The organism is Rhodococcus sp. NPDC057014 (assembly GCF_042673295.1).
Taxonomy (GTDB): Bacteria; Actinomycetota; Actinomycetes; order Mycobacteriales; family Mycobacteriaceae; genus Rhodococcus_F.
Window position 1 is genome coordinate 1 of the sequence record NZ_JBHUSF010000201.1, and the last position, 16,233, is coordinate 16,233.

The 16,233-nt window shown below is 69.4% G+C and carries 16 protein-coding genes and 1 riboswitch; of the genes, 12 read left to right on the forward strand and 4 right to left on the reverse strand.

The window, feature by feature from the left end:
• The 6 genes from ACFTZB_RS29955 to ACFTZB_RS29980 all read left to right on the forward strand — a co-directional run.
• The coding region (locus ACFTZB_RS29955; protein WP_378436933.1) for an iron chelate uptake ABC transporter family permease subunit at positions 1-277 on the forward strand (277 nt) is incomplete at its 5' end.
• Positions 274-1,050: an ABC transporter ATP-binding protein gene (locus ACFTZB_RS29960; protein ID WP_378436935.1), complete on the forward strand. Its 777-nt coding sequence runs from the start codon at positions 274-276 to the stop codon at positions 1,048-1,050. The genes ACFTZB_RS29955 and ACFTZB_RS29960, both read left to right, overlap by 4 nt.
• Positions 1,043-1,786: a (2Fe-2S)-binding protein gene (locus ACFTZB_RS29965; RefSeq protein ID WP_378436938.1), complete on the forward strand. Its 744-nt coding sequence runs from the start codon at positions 1,043-1,045 to the stop codon at positions 1,784-1,786. Before ACFTZB_RS29960 ends, ACFTZB_RS29965 begins: the two co-directional genes overlap by 8 nt.
• Before the next feature lie 133 nt (positions 1,787-1,919).
• Positions 1,920-5,174 carry an error-prone DNA polymerase gene (locus tag ACFTZB_RS29970; protein ID WP_378436940.1) on the forward strand — a complete coding sequence of 1,085 codons (3,255 nt, stop codon included), beginning with the start codon at positions 1,920-1,922 and terminating at the stop codon, positions 5,172-5,174.
• Between the two features lie 24 nt (positions 5,175-5,198).
• Entirely contained in the window at positions 5,199-6,092 is an 894-nt protein-coding gene (locus ACFTZB_RS29975) for a DUF4349 domain-containing protein (protein WP_378436942.1), read from the forward strand.
• Positions 6,089-6,397 (forward strand): rhodanese-like domain-containing protein, encoded by a 309-nt coding sequence (locus ACFTZB_RS29980; RefSeq protein WP_072948971.1) that lies wholly within the window; start codon positions 6,089-6,091, stop codon positions 6,395-6,397. Before ACFTZB_RS29975 ends, ACFTZB_RS29980 begins: the two co-directional genes overlap by 4 nt.
• A gap of 21 nt (positions 6,398-6,418) precedes the next feature.
• Here the strand turns inward: ACFTZB_RS29980 and ACFTZB_RS29985 are convergent, their stop codons facing one another.
• Positions 6,419-7,468: a TDT family transporter gene (locus tag ACFTZB_RS29985; RefSeq protein WP_378436944.1), complete on the reverse strand. Its 1,050-nt coding sequence runs from the start codon at positions 7,466-7,468 to the stop codon at positions 6,419-6,421.
• An 89-nt stretch (positions 7,469-7,557) separates the two neighbouring features.
• On the opposite strand from ACFTZB_RS29985, the gene ACFTZB_RS29990 reads away from it, so the two are divergent.
• A complete protein-coding gene (locus ACFTZB_RS29990; protein WP_378436946.1) occupies positions 7,558-8,502 on the forward strand; it encodes a LysR family transcriptional regulator in 945 nt (314 codons plus the stop codon).
• Here the strand turns inward: ACFTZB_RS29990 and ACFTZB_RS29995 are convergent.
• A complete protein-coding gene (locus ACFTZB_RS29995; RefSeq protein WP_378436948.1) occupies positions 8,483-8,950 on the reverse strand; it encodes a tRNA (cytidine(34)-2'-O)-methyltransferase in 468 nt (155 codons plus the stop codon). The two genes, ACFTZB_RS29990 and ACFTZB_RS29995, sit on opposite strands and share 20 nt — an antisense overlap.
• 43 nt (positions 8,951-8,993) lie before the next feature.
• On the opposite strand from ACFTZB_RS29995, the gene ACFTZB_RS30000 reads away from it, so the two are divergent.
• From ACFTZB_RS30000 to ACFTZB_RS30010, 3 genes are all read left to right on the forward strand, one after another.
• Entirely contained in the window at positions 8,994-9,599 is a 606-nt protein-coding gene (locus ACFTZB_RS30000) for a pentapeptide repeat-containing protein (protein WP_378436950.1), read from the forward strand.
• Between the two features lie 81 nt (positions 9,600-9,680).
• Positions 9,681-10,541, forward strand: coding sequence for a bifunctional methylenetetrahydrofolate dehydrogenase/methenyltetrahydrofolate cyclohydrolase (locus ACFTZB_RS30005; RefSeq protein ID WP_174705571.1), 861 nt, complete (start codon positions 9,681-9,683; stop codon positions 10,539-10,541).
• Position 10,542: 1 nt separating this feature from the next.
• Entirely contained in the window at positions 10,543-10,827 is a 285-nt protein-coding gene (locus tag ACFTZB_RS30010) for a DUF3017 domain-containing protein (protein ID WP_378436960.1), read from the forward strand.
• A 30-nt stretch (positions 10,828-10,857) separates the two neighbouring features.
• On the opposite strand, the gene ACFTZB_RS30015 is transcribed toward ACFTZB_RS30010, so the two are convergent.
• Positions 10,858-11,982 carry a homoserine O-acetyltransferase gene (locus tag ACFTZB_RS30015; RefSeq protein ID WP_378436953.1) on the reverse strand — a complete coding sequence of 375 codons (1,125 nt, stop codon included), beginning with the start codon at positions 11,980-11,982 and terminating at the stop codon, positions 10,858-10,860.
• Positions 11,979-13,262 (reverse strand): bifunctional o-acetylhomoserine/o-acetylserine sulfhydrylase, encoded by a 1,284-nt coding sequence (locus ACFTZB_RS30020; protein ID WP_378436955.1) that lies wholly within the window; start codon positions 13,260-13,262, stop codon positions 11,979-11,981. Before ACFTZB_RS30020 ends, ACFTZB_RS30015 begins: the two co-directional genes overlap by 4 nt.
• Positions 13,263-13,380: 118 nt before the next feature.
• A riboswitch (SAM riboswitch) is annotated at positions 13,381-13,502 on the reverse strand.
• Between the two features lie 274 nt (positions 13,503-13,776).
• Here ACFTZB_RS30020 and ACFTZB_RS30025 point away from each other — a divergent pair.
• On the forward strand, positions 13,777-15,000 hold the full coding sequence (locus ACFTZB_RS30025) for an NADP-dependent isocitrate dehydrogenase (protein WP_276141068.1): 1,224 nt from the start codon (positions 13,777-13,779) through the stop codon (positions 14,998-15,000).
• A gap of 203 nt (positions 15,001-15,203) precedes the next feature.
• On the forward strand, positions 15,204-16,233 hold a 1,030-nt coding region (locus ACFTZB_RS30030), incomplete at its 3' end, for an MFS transporter (RefSeq protein WP_378436958.1).

Here is a 16,233-nt window from a genome sequence, read left to right on the forward strand (position 1 = left end):
GTCGATGCTGGCCGGAGCGGCCGTGTCCGTCGCGGGCGGCATCGGCTTCATCGGCCTGCTCGTGCCGCATCTGGCCGGGTACGTCGTGGGTGCCCGAGCGGTCAGGCTGCTGCCGGTCGCCGCGTTCCTCGGCGCGATCGCGATGGTCGCGGCGGACACGGCCGCGCGGTCGGTCGCGCGGAGCATCGAGGTCCCCGTCGGCGTCGTCACCGCCCTCGTGGGAGCACCCATCTTCGTGTGGATGCTGTACCGGCAGTACGGGAGGGCAGAGCGGTGACCGCGCTGAGTCTGCACCGGGTCCGCGCCGAACTCGGGTCACGGGAAGTGCTGCACGGCGTCGACCTCGCCGTGCGTCCCGGTGAGGTGCTGGCGCTGGTCGGGCCCAACGGTTCCGGGAAGACCACGGCGCTGCGCTGCTGCTATCGAGCGCTCACCCCGACCGGGGGCGCCGTCGTCGTCGACGGAACGGACAGCGCCGACCTGGGCAGACGAGAACTCGCCCGGACGATCGGCGCGAGTACCCAGGAACCGAGAGTGTCCGCGGGGCTGACCGTGCGCGAATCCGTGTCGCTCGGACGCGTCCCGCACCGGGGCTGGTTCGAACGGGCGAACGGGGGCGACAGCGAGATCGTGGAGACGTGCCTACGACAGGTGGGGCTGGCCGAACTCGCCGGCCGCGACGTGCAGGCACTGTCCGGCGGGGAACGACAGCGGGTGTCGATCGCCCGGGCTCTCGCGCAGCAACCGCGGGTCCTGCTGCTCGACGAACCCACCAACCACCTCGACCTGCGGCATCAGCTGACGGTGATGAACCTGCTGCGCGACCTCTCCGGCGACGGTCTCGCGATCGTCGTGACCATGCACGACCTCCGGCTGGCCGTGGAGTACTGCGACACACTGGCCGTGCTGCACGATGGACGGGTGATCAGCACCGGTCCGCCCGCCGACGTCCTGGACGACACCGTGCTGGGCGGGGTGTTCGGCATCCGCGCCGTCGTGCGGGCGAGTCCGCGGCTGACGATGGAGATCCTGGGGCTGGCCGATGGATGAGCAACTGCGGCGCGCGTACGAGCTGACCGCCAGCCGCGTCCCGATGATCGCCGACCAGATCGCACACCCCGGCGCCGCCTCGTTCCCGGCCGTGCGGCTGACCGATCCCGGCTGGCTCGCGGACCGGGTCGCGGACACGGCGGCGCGGTGGGGCAGCGACGATCCCCGGGTCAACGGCACCCTGTGGTGGTACTCGGCCAGCTCGACGCTGACCGGGATCCCGATCGCGACCGCGCTCGTCACGGGTGTCGCCGCCCACCCGGGGCTCGGCGACGCCGTGGCGTTCCTCCGCGACGACGGGTACCTCGGAGGCATCACCGCGTCGTCGGGGCTGCCGGTCACCGAGGGGCTGTTCGAACTCGCGGCCGAGATGGCCGCGGCGCTGACGCCGATCGTCGAGGCGCTCGCCGCGGTGTCCGGGGTGCGGCACGCCGCGATGTGGGCGATCACCACGGATTCGATCGCCAACCGGGCCCTCGACGCGGGAACGGCGTGCGGCGACCGCGCCCGCGGCAGCATCTTCGCCCGGGGTCTGGTGGACGCACTCCGCCGGGCCGGTGCCGTGCTGCCGGACCCGCGGTTCGTCGACGTCCGGGCCGGGGCGCTGTCGCGCCGGTTCACGCAACGGGCGTCGTGCTGCCTGATCTACGAGACCCCCGGCTCGGGCAAGTGCGTGAGCTGCCCTCGAAGGCCTGCCCAGGACCGTCTGAGAGGTCTGGCCGCGCTCGTGACGTGACCTGCGTTGACCGGCCCGTGCGGGTGATGGCACACTGACAATGTTCGAACTCCCGTTCGAATGATGCGCCTTCCCCCGCGGCATCTTCCGTGATCTCGGCACGCACGTGCGCGGGTAGAAGAGGTGTGATCAGATGGGTTGGGGAAACGGTCCGCCGACGTGGTCCGAGATGGAACGCGTCCTGTCGGGCAGGCCGGGGCGGGTCGACCCGGAGTCGATGTATCCGGGCGACGGCGGCGACAGTCCCGCGTGGTCGCGTAAACGGGGGGAGTACCGGGCGGGCCGTCAGGAACGTCCCGGTTCCACCGTGCCGTACGCCGAACTGCACGCGCACTCGGCGTTCAGTTTCCTCGACGGCGCCTCCCCGCCGGAAGAGCTGGTGGAGGAGGCCGTCCGGCTCGGTCTCGAGGCCATCGCGCTCACCGACCACGACGGGTTCTACGGCGTGGTCCGCTTCGCAGAGGCGGCGAAGGAACTGAACATGCGCACCGTGTTCGGGTCCGAACTGACGTTGGACGACGCGCACCTGCTGGTGCTGGCGAGAGGCCAGGAGGGGTACCGGCGGCTCTCCCGGGAGATCGCGGCGGCGCATCTCGCGGGAGGGGAGAAGGGCAGACTGCGCTACGACCTCGACGGCCTCGCCGATGCCGCCGGCGGGCACTGGCAGATCCTGACCGGCTGCCGGAAGGGGCATGTGCGTCAGGCGCTGGCGTCAGGCGGCCCGGACGCCGCGGCCGTCCGGCTCCGGGACCTGATCGATCGATTCGGGGCCGAGCGGGTCACGGTGGAACTCACCCATCACGGCGTCGCGGAGGACGCCGAGCGCAACGCCTGCCTCGCCGAACTCGCACAGCGGCACGGACTTCGGGTGATCGCGTCCACGGCGGCGCACTTCGCGGGACCGCCCCGCCGGCGACTGGCCATGGCGATGGCTGCCGTCCGGGCCCGGCAGAGTCTCGACGACGCGGCCGGGCACCTGGCGCCCGCCGGGGGAGCGCACCTGCGGTCCGGCGAGGAGATGGCGCACCTCTTCGCCGCGCACCCGGAGGCCGTCCGCGGTGCCGCGGAACTCGGCCTGGAGTGTGCGTTCGACCTGCGGCTCATCGCGCCGCAACTGCCCCCGTTCGACGTTCCCGACGGACACACCGAGGCCAGCTGGCTGCGCAGGCTCACGATGGACGGGGCCCGTCGCCGTTACGGCGCGCCTGCGGACCGGCCGGAGGCCTACCGGCAGATCGAGCACGAACTGGACATCATCACCGGACTGAACTTTCCGGGCTACTTCCTGGTGGTCCACGACATCGTGTCGTTCTGCAAGAACAACGACATCCTCTGTCAGGGAAGGGGTTCGGCGGCCAACTCCGCCGTCTGCTACGCCATCGGCATCACCAACGTGGATCCCGTCCGCAACAAATTGCTGTTCGAACGTTTCCTCTCACCCGAACGCGACGGCCCCCCGGACATCGACGTCGACATCGAATCCGACCGCCGGGAGGAGGCCATCCAGCACGTCTACACCAAGTACGGACGCCGGTACGCGGCGCAGGTGGCGAACGTCATCACGTACCGCGGAAAGTCCTCGGTGCGGGACATGGCCCGGGCGCTGGGTTTCTCGCAGGGGCAGCAGGACGCGTGGAGCAAGCAGGTCAGCCGCTGGGGTGGGATCGGGAAGGAGGCCGGTACCGACATCCCGCCCGCCGTCCTCGAACTGGCCGCTCAGATCGAGGGGTTTCCGCGGCACCTCGGCATCCACTCGGGTGGCATGGTGATCTGCGACCGGCCGATCGCCGACGTGTGCCCGGTGGAGTGGGCGCGCATGGCGAACCGCAGTGTTCTGCAGTGGGACAAGGACGATTGCGCTGCGGTGGGTCTGGTGAAATTCGACATGCTGGGTCTCGGCATGCTCTCCGCGCTGCACTACATGATCGACCTCGTGGCCGAGCACAAGGGGATCGAGGTTGATCTGGCGCAGCTGGACCTCTCCGAGGAGGCCGTCTACGAGATGCTGCAGCGGGCGGACTCGGTGGGGGTGTTCCAGGTGGAGTCGCGGGCCCAGATGGCCACCCTGCCGAGGCTGAAACCGCGGAACTTCTACGACCTGGTGGTGGAGGTGGCGCTCATCCGCCCCGGCCCGATCCAGGGCGGATCGGTGCACCCGTACATCCGCCGCCGCAACAAGCTCGAACCGGTGACCTACGACCACCCGTCCCTGGAGAAGGCGCTGAAGCGGACGCTGGGTGTGCCGCTGTTCCAGGAACAGCTGATGCAGATGGCGGTCGACGTGGCGGGGTTCAGCCCGGCCGAGGCCGACCAGCTCCGCCGGGCCATGGGGTCCAAACGGTCGCCCGAGAAGATGGAAAGGCTGAGGGGGCGGCTCTACCAGGGCATGCGGGACCTACACGGGATCGGTGAGGACGTCGCCGACCGGATCTACGAGAAGCTGTACGCCTTCGCGAATTTCGGTTTCCCCGAAAGTCATTCGCAGAGTTTCGCGGCCCTGGTGTTCTATTCGTCGTGGTTCAAGCTGCATCACCCGGCGGCGTTCTGCGCCGGTCTGCTGCGGGCGCAGCCGATGGGGTTCTACTCGCCGCAGTCGCTGGTGGCCGACGCCCGCAGGCACGGGGTGCGGGTGCACGGCGCCGACGTCAATGCGAGCCTCGCGCACGCCACCGTCGAGGCGGGCGGGACGGAGGTGCGGCTCGGGCTCGGGGAGGTGCGGCACGTCGGGACCACGCTGGCCGAGCGGATCGTCGAATCCCGCGGCGACGGCGGACCGTACACATCCTTCCTCGACCTCACCGGCCGGGTGGAACTGAGCACGGCACAGGCCGAATCGCTGGCCACCGCAGGTGCTCTCGACAGTTTCGGGTTGTCCCGGCGGGAGGCGCTGTGGGCGGCGGGCGCCGCGGCGGGCGAGCGCCGCGACCGGCTGCCGGGGATCGGGGCGTCCACCCGCGCGCCGACCCTGCCGGGGATGAGCGACCTCGAACTGGCCGCGGCGGACGTGTGGGCCACCGGGGTGTCACCGGAGTCGTATCCCACCGAGTTCCTGCGCCCGCAACTCGATGCGCTCGGGGTGATCCCGGCGTCGCACCTGCTCGACGTTCCCGACGGCGACCGGGTTCTGGTGGGCGGGGCGGTGACGCACCGGCAGCGCCCGGCGACGGCGGCCGGGGTCACGTTCATCAACCTCGAGGACGAGACCGGGATGGTCAACGTCGTCTGTTCGGTGGGGTTGTGGGCGAGGTACCGCACACTCGCCAACACGGCACCCGCACTGCTGGTCCGCGGCACGGTGCAGAACGCCGAAGGCGCGGTGACGGTGGTGGCGGATCGGTTGCAGCTGATGGATTTGCGGGTGTCCGCCAAATCCAGGGACTTCCGATGAGTCCCGCACCGCTAGCATCTGGTCATGAGGAGATACGTGTTGTCGGCGATCGTCGTGGCTACGCTGGCGCTCGCGGGGTGTGGGGGTTCGAACAGCGGCTCCTCCCAGTCGTCGCCCGCCCCCTCGCCGGGGGACTCCAGCAGCATGGAAATCGGTGGCGCGGTGCAGCAACCCGCGAAGGACCAGGCCCCCACCGACCGCCAGGAGATCATCACCGGTCAGGTCGCGCTCACCGCGGGCGACCCGGTGGCCGTCGGCAGGCAGATCGTGGACAAGGTCGACGATCTCGGCGGGCGCGTCGACCAGCTCACCGAACAGCCGGGGTCCGACAACCAGGACGCGAGCAGTTCGCTGACCATCCGGGTGCCCGCCGACTCGCTCACCCGGACGTTGGACGATCTGCGGGAACTGGGCAAGGTCACCAGCGTCAGCATCACGAAGAGCGACGTGACGATGCAGTCGCAGGATCTCGACGCCCGGATCGGCGCGTTGACGGCGTCCGTCACCCGCCTGCAGGGGCTCATCACGTCGGCCGCGAACACCGCGGATCTCATCGAGGCCGAGAGGGCGTTGTCGGAGCGTCAGGGCGAACTCGACAGCCTCACCGCGCAGAAACGGTCACTGAGCGACCAGGTGGCACTGGCCACGATCATGATCGACGTCACCACCACCGACACCGAACGGCCGAGTACCGGTCCGGACAACTTCTGGGAAGGCGTCGTCGCGGGCTGGAACGCCCTGCTGTCGGCGATCGCGGCCGGCGCCGTGGTCGTGGGCGCGTTGATTCCCTGGTTCGGTTTCGTGGCCGTCATCGCACTGGTCGTGTACGGCGCGTACCGTCTGCGCCGGATGTCCAACAGGCCGCCCGGACCCCCGTCGGGCCCGGCGCCGGAACGAGAAGAGGCGAAGACGCAATGATCGAAGTCGACCTGAATGCCCTGGACGGCGCATTGGCGTCGGGTGCCCCCGTCATCGACGTGCGCGAGGCCGACGAGTACGCCCAGGCCCGGGTTCCCGGGGTGACGCTGATTCCGCTCAGCGAGTTCGTCGCGCGTGTGGACGAGATCCCGGAGGCCGACGTCGTCTACGTGATCTGCGCGGTCGGCGGCCGGAGCCTGCAGGCGGCGGAGTACCTGAATGCGCGGGGGATCAACGCCGTGTCGGTGGCGGGCGGGACGTCCGCGTGGATGCAGTCCGGCCGCCCCGTCGAGTCGGGCGCCTGACACCCGGGTCACGATTCGTGGTCAGCGCGCCGCGCTGAAGGCGTGGGCTGCGGAATTGTCCCGGGCGCCGCGCTCACCGAGTCGCCCGGCGGCGTGCCGCAGTGTGTGGACCGCGACGGTGCCCCAGATGACGACCAGCGCGCACCACAGCGTCACGCCTGCGCCGACGATCACGACGGAATCCGTCGCCAGGCCGAGGGAGTTCGCGCCCAGCGCGCAGGTGCCGACGGGGAACGTGAAACTCCACCAGCTGGGGGTGAACGTCAACCCGCGGCGAAAGGCCCTGGCGGTCACGGTGACCACGGTCGCGAGGGCGAGGACGCCGAGCGCGCCGACCGTGGTCCCGTAGACGACACCGACCGCGTGGAGCCAGGCGTGGCCGGACGCCGCGCCGAGCAGATTGATCGCCGCCACCGACTGCCCGATCACGCCGAGCGGAATCCAGAGCGTCGGCACGAGCGGGGTGGCGGGGAGCCCGTTGCTCAGCAGGTGGCGGCCGACGACGACGGCGACGGTCACCGCGGCGCTCAGCGCCAGCGCGAACAGCGAGTAGCAGACCGCCAGCATCGCGATCTGAGGTGCGCCCTCGGGAAGGTGTTTGACCAGTGCGGCTCCGGAGGCGGCCGACACCATGGGCGGCACGACGGGCATGAGCCAGGACGGCACGGGTGTCACCTGGTGGGGCCGGGTCAGCCTGCGGGCCATGACGGCGTAGGTGACGAGCCCGATACCGGTCCCGATCGTCCACAGCGTGGCCGAGGCGGGCACGGCGACGTCGCCGAGAAGTGCGTGACCGGCGGATCCGGTGCCGGCGCCGACGGTCAGCACCGCCATCGACACGGCGCCGTAGAACGGGAACATCGTGTGGCTGCGCGCGTCGGCGAGGGCGTCGTCGCGGCGGCGGATCCAGTGCCGCACCAGTGCGGTCGTCAGCAGCACGAGCAGCGTCACGGCGATCATCCAGAAGACCTCGGAGGCCGTCCGGACCACCGGAACGCCGGCCGGAAATGCGGCGGCGACAACTGCGAGGATGCCGGTGCCCATCACTGCTGCGAACCAATTCGGGGTCATACCCAGAGCTTGCCGTCGCGTCGTCGTGGCCGGTAGAAGGCTTGTCGTTGAATGCCCACAAATCACGTTTGTGGGACTAGCCTTGGGTTGTGCCGCTGTCGCCCCGAGTACCCGAACTCAGTGCCCTCGACGTCCTGTTGTCCGTCGAGCGGCTCGGAAGCATGGGTGCGGCGGGGCGCGAGCACGGGCTCAGCCAGCAGGCCGTCAGCGCCCGGGTGCGATCGGCCGAGCGCCAGTTCGGCATCAAGGTGTTCAGCCGCGGCGCCAGCGGGGTGCGGCCCACGTCGGAGGGCGCGCTCATCCTCGAATGGGCGAGTCACATCCTCGCCACGGCCGAGGAACTGGCGTCGGGGGTTTCAGCGCTGCGAGGGGAACGGCAGGCCGGCCTGACCGTGGCGGCCAGCATGACGATCGCCGAGTACCTGGTTCCCGGGTGGACCGTCGCGATGCGGCGCAAGTACCCGAACGTGGTCACGAACGTGCGGCTGCTCAACTCGTCGGAGGTGACCGCCCGGGTGCTGTCGGGCGAGGCCGATCTCGGGTTCGTCGAGGGCCCGGACATTCCGGCGGGACTGCAGGTGCGGGAGATCGGCCGCGACCACCTGGTGGTCGTGGTGCCGCCGGAGCACGAATGGGTGCGCCGGTCACCGATTCCGGTGTCCGAACTCGCCGCGACGCCGATGATCCAGCGGGAATCCGGCTCCGGAACGCGCACCACCCTGGAGAACGCGGTCCCGCAGTGCGTCCCGCCGCTGCTGGAGCTGACGTCGTGCACGGCGGTGAAGGCGGCCGTCGTGGCGGGCAACGCTCCGGCGGTGCTGTCCTCGCTGGCGGTCGCCGCCGACCTGACCGACGGCCGGCTCGCCTCCGTCCAGGTGGAGGGGCTGACGCTGCCGCGGCGGTTGTCGGCCGTCTGGGATCCGGTGCGCGGGGTGCAGGGTGCAGCCCGCGACTTCCTGGACATCGCCCTCGGTGCGGGCGCCGCCGCGGGCGTCGGGGCCCTGACTGCCGGAGCTACAGCGCAGCCCCGCTGAAACCGTGCTGGCGCCACGCCTCGTACGTCACGAGGGCTGCGGCGTTGGACAGGTTCAGCGACCGCCGGCCGGGCAGCATCGGGATGCGGACCCGTTCCGTCACGTGCGGATCGGCCAGCACCTCCGCCGACAGTCCGGTGGGTTCGGGACCGAACAGCAGAACGTCGCCGGGTCGGTAGGCGATGTCGGCGTAGGACACGGTGGCGTGCGCGGTGAACGCGAACACCCGCGCCGGTTCCACCGCGGCCCAGGCCGCCTCCAGGTTTTCGTGCACGGTCACCGATGCCAGGTCGTGGTAGTCGAGCCCGGCTCGTTTGAGTTTCGGCTCGGACAGGTCGAACCCGAGTGGTCCCACGAGGTGCAGTTCGCAACCGGTGCCCGCCACCATGCGGATGGCGTTGCCGGTGTTGGGTGGGATTCGGGGTTCGTGGAACATCACTCGGAACACCCGCACAGCTTAGGGCCACACCGCGAGGCGGCATGATGGACGCATGGATCCGGTCGAAGAGGTGGTGGGTGAGGACTACGGCGACGCACGACTCCCCGCGCAGAACTGGCAGCGGCGGCACTACACGAAATGCAACTTCCGTGACGCCGACCTGAGTGAACTCCGCACCGAGTCGGTGATCTTCACCGACTGCGATTTCACGGGAGCCGACCTCGCCGAGTCCCGTCACGTGGGGACGGCGTTCCGCTCCTGCACGTTCACCCGTACCACGCTGTGGCACAGCGAGTTCCGCAACTGCAGCTTCCTCGGGTCGGAGTTCGACCACTGCCGGCTGCGCCCGATGGTCTTCGACGAATGCGACTTCACGCTCGTGTCGCTGGGCGGTGCGGACCTGCGCGGACTCGATTTCACGGACTGCCGGTTCCGGGAGGCCAACCTCGTCCGCACGGACCTCCGCCGGGCCGTGCTCCGCTCGGCCGACCTGTCCGGAGCCCGCACCGGCGGCGTGATACTCGACGGCGCGGACCTGCGCGGGGCGCGCGTCGACGCGAATCTGTGGACGGCGGCCTCACTGGACAAGGCGCAGATCGAACTCACCCAGGCCGTCGCGTACGCGACGGCCAACGGGCTCGTGGTGGAACCTGCCTGACCCTGGTTCGGCGAACCTGCCTGACCCTGGTTCGGCGAACCTGCCTGACACTGCTTGGGCGAACCTGAGAGAATGGGGCACGTGACTGCAACGATCCTCGATGGCAAGGCGACCCGCGACGAGATTTTCGAAGACCTGAAGGTGCGGGTGAGCGCCCTGAAGGACAAGGGCATCACGCCCGGTCTCGGCACCGTCCTGGTGGGGGACGACCCGGGGTCTGCGGCTTACGTGCGCGGCAAGCACAACGACTGCGCGAAGGTCGGGATCACCTCGATCCGCCGCGACCTGCCTGCCGACATCACGCAGGAGAAGCTCGACGCCACCATCGACGAGCTCAACGCCAACCCGGACTGCACCGGGTACATCGTGCAGCTCCCGGTGCCGAAGCAGCTCGACGAGAACGCCGCCCTCGAGCGCATCGACCCCGACAAGGACGCCGACGGCCTGCACCCGGTCAACCTCGGCCGCCTGGTGTTGGGCAAGGAAGCTCCGCTGCCGTGCACGCCGCGCGGGATCCTGCACCTGCTGCGCCGCTACGAGGTCCCGATCGAGGGGGCGCACGTCGTCGTCGTCGGTCGCGGTGTCACCGTGGGCCGCCCGATCGGTCTGCTGTTCACCCGGCGCAGCGAGAACGCCACCGTCACCCTCTGCCACACCCGGACGCGGGACCTGGGAGCGGAGGTCCGGCGCGCCGACATCGTCATCGCGGCGGCGGGTGTTCCCGGGCTGGTGACGGCCGACATGGTCAAGCCCGGCGCCGCGGTACTCGACGTGGGCGTGAGCCGCACGGAGGACGGGCTGCGCGGCGACGTGGCGGCGGACGTCGCCGAGGTCGCCGGTTTCCTGTCCCCGAACCCCGGCGGGGTCGGACCGCTGACCCGCGCGTTCCTGCTGACCAACGTCGTGGAGCGGGCCGAGCGTGTCGCAGCGTCTCTCGGCTGAGATGGCCGATTGGGGGCAGTTCGCGAAGAAGAACCTGCCGATACTGGCAGTCCTCGTCGTCATCGTCGTGGCCGTGGTGTTCGTGCTCGCGGACCGGTGGCGGCGAGGAGCGTTCGTGTTCGGTGTCGCCACCCTGCTGGCGGCGGTGCTCCGGTTGACGATGCCGTCGGAGCGCGTCGGACTGCTCGCGGTGCGCAGCAAGGCATTCGACGTCGGCGCACTCGTGGCCGTCGGCGGCGCGATCGTGTGGCTGGCCGTGTCGATCGACCCGCTCGGAACCGACTGACGGTCCGAGCGGGCGTCGCCCGGCGCGGGGTCAGCGCCCGGCGCGGGCCAGTTGCATCGTCTCGGACAGCAGTTTCGCGACGGCGGCAGCCTCGGTGAGGAACCCGTCGTGGCCGTCCCGCGAGTTGAGCACCCGCAGGCCGTCGCAGGTGGGGATGTCCTCGGCGAGATCCTCCTGCAGGCGGATCGGGTACAGCCGGTCGGAATCGACGCCGCCCACGATGACGGGTGCGGTGATCGTCCCGAGCGCCGCCGCGATGCCCCCGCGTCCGCGGCCCACGTCGTGCCGGTTCATCGCCTCGGACAGCAGCACGTACGTGCCCGGGTCGAACCTGCCGACCAGCTTGTCGGCCTGATGCTGGAGGTAACTTTCGACGGAGTACCGCCCGCCGCGCCACGGGTCCTCGCCGTCCTGCGGCGAGTTCGCGAACCGGGAGTCGAGTTCGCTCTCGGTGCGGTACGTGAGGTGCGCGATCCTGCGGGCGATGCGCAGTCCGGTCCGGGGGATCCGGCCGGTGTCGTGGTAGTCGCCGCCCAGCCAGTCGGGGTCGCTGGTGATGGCCTCGATCTGGGTGGTCTGCGTGCCGATCTGGTCCGCGGTGGCGCGGGCGCCGACCGCGAGAACGAGCGCCGACGCCACCTGGTCCGGGTACGTGACGGCCCACTCGAGCGCGCGCATGCCGCCCATCGAACCACCGACCACGGACGCCAGCTTCTCGATGCCCAGCAGGTCGGTGAACTTCTTCTCGGCCGCGATCTGGTCGCGGATGGAGATTTCCGGGAAGCGGCTGCCCCACGGGCGGCCGTCCTCCGCGATCGAACCGGGGCCGGTGGTGCCCCGGCAGCCACCGAGGACGTTGGTCGCGACGACGCACCACTCGTCGGTGTCGATCGGCGCACCCGGGCCGACCATTCCGGTCCACCAGCCGGGTGAGGGGTGCTCGTCGGTGACGGGGCCGGTGACGTGGGAGTCGCCGGTGAGGGCGTGCTCGACGAGGACCACGTTGTCGCGGTTCGGGGACAGCTCGCCCCACCGCTGCACGGCGAGAGTCACGGACGGGATCACCGCGCCGTTCTCGAGCTCGAGCGATCCGATGTCGACGGTGCCGAGACGTCCGTCGGCCACGGGGAGGTTCTGCACTGCGCTCACGGTCAAGATGCCGCCGCCGTAATTCCGGATTCGATATCGGCGATGATGTCGTCGATCCCTTCGATGCCGACTGCCAGCCGGACCAGTCCGGGGGTGACGCCGCTGGCGGCCTGCTCCTCCGGGGTCAGCTGGGAGTGTGTGGTGGACGCCGGGTGGATCACCAGCGAGCGGACGTCGCCGATGTTCGCGACGTGGCTGTGCAGGGTAAGGGCGTTGACGAACTTCTTGCCCGCGTCGATGCCGCCGGCGAGTTCGAACGTCACGATGGCACCCGCACCCCTCGGCGCGATCTGCTTGGCCCGGTCGTACCACGGTGACGACGGGAGTCCGGCGTATCCGACGGACACGATCTCCGGCCGCGCCTCCAGGTACTGCGCCACGGCGGTCGCGTTGGACACGTGCCGCTCCATCCGCAGGCTCAGCGTCTCGAGGCCCTGCGCGATGAGGAACGCGTTGAACGGGGAGATCGCGGAACCGAGGTCGCGCAGCAACTGCACGCGCGCCTTGAGGGCGTAGGCGGGCGGCCCGAGTTCGGAGTAGACGACGCCGTGGTAGCTCGGGTCCGGGGTGGTGAAGCTGCTGTGCCTGCCCTGGGTCCAGTCGAACGTGCCGCCGTCGACGATGACGCCCGCGATGGCCGTGCCGTGGCCGCCGAGGTACTTGGTGGCCGAGTGCACCACGATGTCCGCGCCGTGCTCGAGCGGGCGGATCAGGTAGGGGGTGGCCACGGTGTTGTCGACGATCAGCGGGATTCCGTGCTGGTGTGCGACGCCGGAGATTCCGGGCAGGTCGAGCACGTCGTTGCGGGGATTGGAGATGGTCTCGCCGTAGAACGCCCGCGTGTTCTCCCGGACCGCGTTCTTCCACTGCTCGAGGTCGTCGGGGTCTTCGACGAACGAGACCTCGATGCCGAGCTTGGGCAGCGTGTAGTGGAAGAGGTTGTACGTGCCGCCGTAGAGGCGCGGGCTGGAGACGATGTGGTCGCCTGCCTCGGCGAGGTTCAGGATCGCGAACGTCTCGGCGGCCTGCCCGGACGACAGCAGCAGGGCGGCGACGCCGCCTTCGAGGGCGGCGATGCGCTGTTCGACCGCGTCCTGGGTGGGGTTCATGATGCGGGTGTAGATGTTGCCGGGCTCGGCCAGACCGAACAGCGCGGCAGCATGGTCGGTGCTGTCGAACGTGTACGAGGTGGTCTGGTAGATCGGCAGCGCCCGCGCCTTGGTGGTCGCGTCGGACGTCTGCCCGGCGTGGATCTGCTTGGTCTCGAACGACCAGTTCTCGGTCATGTGCTGTCTACTCCAGTGGTCTGACGAGGCGCGGACGAGGAGTTCATTCGCTTCGCGCACAGGGCTTGTCTGGGGTCTATCTACGACAACAACAACACATCATGAACCTCCGATGTCGGACCCGCGCTTGTCACCCGACTGTGTGTATGAATCAGGGAACCAGGTCATCACCCGGGGCACCCCACCGCGGTGGAGGGTTGCCGGCCAGCTAGCCGGGGCTCGTTGCTGGCACTCATGACCTCTGTTGAATCTTAGCGGCTGCGGTAAAGCGACCGGAAACGGCACCGAACCGGGCCGCGAGCAGGGAAAAGTTACCCGCCGGTAGGTGTGGGATTTCACACCCGCATATTGCGCGACCCGCGTATAGCAGTACGCTTGTCTTGTTTAAGTACGGTCTCCCCGGCGGCCGCCGTGACCGTCTACGTTTGACAAGCGAACCGTTCGCGGACCCACTCACGAAGTGCGCCCGCAACCGTGTAACCAGGGAAACTTCCTAGGAGGACGCGAAGCACCCATGTCCAAGATCAAGGTTGAGGGCACCGTCGTCGAACTCGACGGCGACGAGATGACACGCATCATCTGGCAGTTCATCAAAGACAAACTGATCCATCCCTACCTGGATGTGAACCTGGAGTATTACGACCTCGGCATCGAGTACCGGGACGAGACCGACGACCAGGTCACCGTCGACGCGGCCAACGCCATCAAGAAGCACGGCGTCGGCGTCAAGTGCGCGACGATCACCCCGGACGAGGCACGCGTCGAGGAGTTCGGCCTCAAGAAGATGTGGCGGTCGCCCAACGGCACCATCCGCAACATTCTCGGTGGCACGATCTTCCGCGCGCCGATCATCATCTCCAACGTCCCGCGACTGGTCCCGGGCTGGACGAAGCCGATCATCATCGGCCGTCACGCCTTCGGCGACCAGTACCGCGCCACCGACTTCAAGGTTCCCGGCCCCGGCAAGGTGATGATCACCTACACGCCCGAGGACGGCAGCGAGCCGATCGAGCACGAGCTGGTGAACTTCCCCGACGGCGGCGGCGTCGTCCAGGGGCAGTACAACTTCACCAAGTCCATCGAGGACTTCGCGCGCGCCTCGCTCAACTACGGCCTGCAGCAGAACTACCCGGTGTACCTGTCGACCAAGAACACCATCCTCAAGGCGTACGACGGCGCGTTCAAGGACATCTTCCAGCACGTCTACGAGACCGAGTTCAAGCCGGAGTTCGACGCGGCAGGACTCACCTACGAGCACCGCCTCATCGACGACATGGTCGCGTCGGCGCTCAAGTGGGAGGGCGGCTACGTCTGGGCCTGCAAGAACTACGACGGCGACGTCCAGTCCGACACCGTCGCGCAGGGCTTCGGATCGCTCGGACTCATGACCTCCGTGCTGCTGACCCCGGACGGAAAGACGTGTGAGGCCGAGGCCGCGCACGGCACCGTGACGCGTCACTTCCGCCAGCATCAGCAGGGCAAGCCGACGTCCACCAACCCCATCGCGTCGATCTTCGCGTGGACCCGTGGACTCGAGCACCGCGGCAAGCTGGACAACACCCCCGACGTCATCGGCTTCGCTCAGAAGCTCGAAGACGTGGTCATCAAGACCGTCGAGGGCGGCCAGATGACCAAGGACCTCGCGATGCTGGTCGGCGGCGACCAGGGCTACCTGACCACCGAGGAGTTCCTCGGTGAGCTGGACATCAACCTCCAGAAGGCCATCGCCGAGCAGTAGGCGCCGAAGCCGCAGCAGTACGAAACGGGATGCCCCCCTCGGCGGGGTGTCCCGTTTCGCGTGTCCGGGACCGGGTGAGTCATCTCACGGCCGCTCGCGCCGCGAAACGCAGAATCCGGGGAAGAGAATTCCGGTGTGGGTCGTTGCGCAACGAGGCGCCGTGCGCCGCGTAGTCGTATTTCTGCCTAGTCGAAAGTTCTGCTGTGAGCACTTCCACCCCGGTCCGCCCCGAGCACCTCGGTGTCATCGCGCAACATCCGTCCGTCCGCACGCTCGCCATGATCGCGCTCGCGCTCGGTGGCTTCGGGATCGGCACCACCGAGTTCGTGGCGATGGGACTGCTTCCCGAGATGGCGTCGAGCCTCGGAATCAGCGAGCCGACGGCCGGGCACGTCATCTCGGCGTACGCGCTCGGTGTGGTCGTGGGCGCGCCGCTCATCGCCGCGCTCACGGCCCGGGTGCCCCGCAAGGCGCTGCTGATCGCGTTGATGGCGGCGTTCACGATCGGCAACGCCGCCACCGTGTTCGCACCGAACTACGGGGTGCTGATGGCCGCGCGGTTCGTCGCGGGTCTCCCGCACGGCGCGTACTTCGGCGTCGCGGCCCTGGTGGCGGCGCACCTCGCCGAGCGCGGCCAGCGGGCCCGGGCGGTCGCACTCGTCATGATGGGGCTGTCGGTGGCGAACGTGGTCGGCGTGCCCGCCGCCTCGTGGCTGGGCCAGGCCCTCGGGTGGCGCAGCGCGTTCGCCCTCGTCGCGCTGATCGGTGTCGTGACGCTGGGCGCGATCTGGTCGTGGGTGCCCGCGCTCGCCGCCATGCGGATGACGAACCCCCTCACCGAACTCGGTGCCCTTCGCCGCGCCCAGGTGTGGATGACGCTGATCATCGGCATGGTCGGGTTCGGTGGCATGTTCGCCGTCTACACGTACATCAGCACGACGCTCACCGATGTCGCCGGGCTGTCGCGGTCGCTGGTGCCGCTCGCTCTGATGATCTACGGGCTGGGTATGGTCGCGGGCAATCTGGTCGGCGGCAGGCTCGCCGACAGGGCGCTGATTCCCGGTCTGTTCGCCGCGATGACGGCGCTCGGGGTGGTGCTCGGCATCTTCGTGATCGCGTCGCACAACCCGTACACGGCGCTGCTGCTGGTGTTCTTCGTCGGTGCGGCGGGCGCGTCGATGGTTCCCGGCCTGCAGACCCGCCTGATGGACGTCGCCGCCGACGCCCAGACCC

Bases quoted from the DNA above. Each gene is read 5' to 3' on its own strand.
- ACFTZB_RS29965 (WP_378436938.1), top strand. From the start codon at position 1,043: ATGGATGAGCAACTGCGGCGCGCGTACGAGCTGACCGCCAGCCGCGTC.
- ACFTZB_RS29970 (WP_378436940.1), top strand. From the start codon at position 1,920: ATGGGTTGGGGAAACGGTCCGCCGACGTGGTCCGAGATGGAACGCGTC.
- ACFTZB_RS29975 (WP_378436942.1), top strand. From the start codon at position 5,199: ATGAGGAGATACGTGTTGTCGGCGATCGTCGTGGCTACGCTGGCGCTC.
- ACFTZB_RS29980 (WP_072948971.1), top strand. From the start codon at position 6,089: ATGATCGAAGTCGACCTGAATGCCCTGGACGGCGCATTGGCGTCGGGT.
- ACFTZB_RS29985 (WP_378436944.1), bottom strand. From the start codon at position 7,468: ATGACCCCGAATTGGTTCGCAGCAGTGATGGGCACCGGCATCCTCGCA.
- ACFTZB_RS30000 (WP_378436950.1), top strand. From the start codon at position 8,994: ATGGATCCGGTCGAAGAGGTGGTGGGTGAGGACTACGGCGACGCACGA.
- ACFTZB_RS30010 (WP_378436960.1), top strand. From the start codon at position 10,543: ATGGCCGATTGGGGGCAGTTCGCGAAGAAGAACCTGCCGATACTGGCA.
- ACFTZB_RS30020 (WP_378436955.1), bottom strand. From the start codon at position 13,262: ATGACCGAGAACTGGTCGTTCGAGACCAAGCAGATCCACGCCGGGCAG.
- ACFTZB_RS30025 (WP_276141068.1), top strand. From the start codon at position 13,777: ATGTCCAAGATCAAGGTTGAGGGCACCGTCGTCGAACTCGACGGCGAC.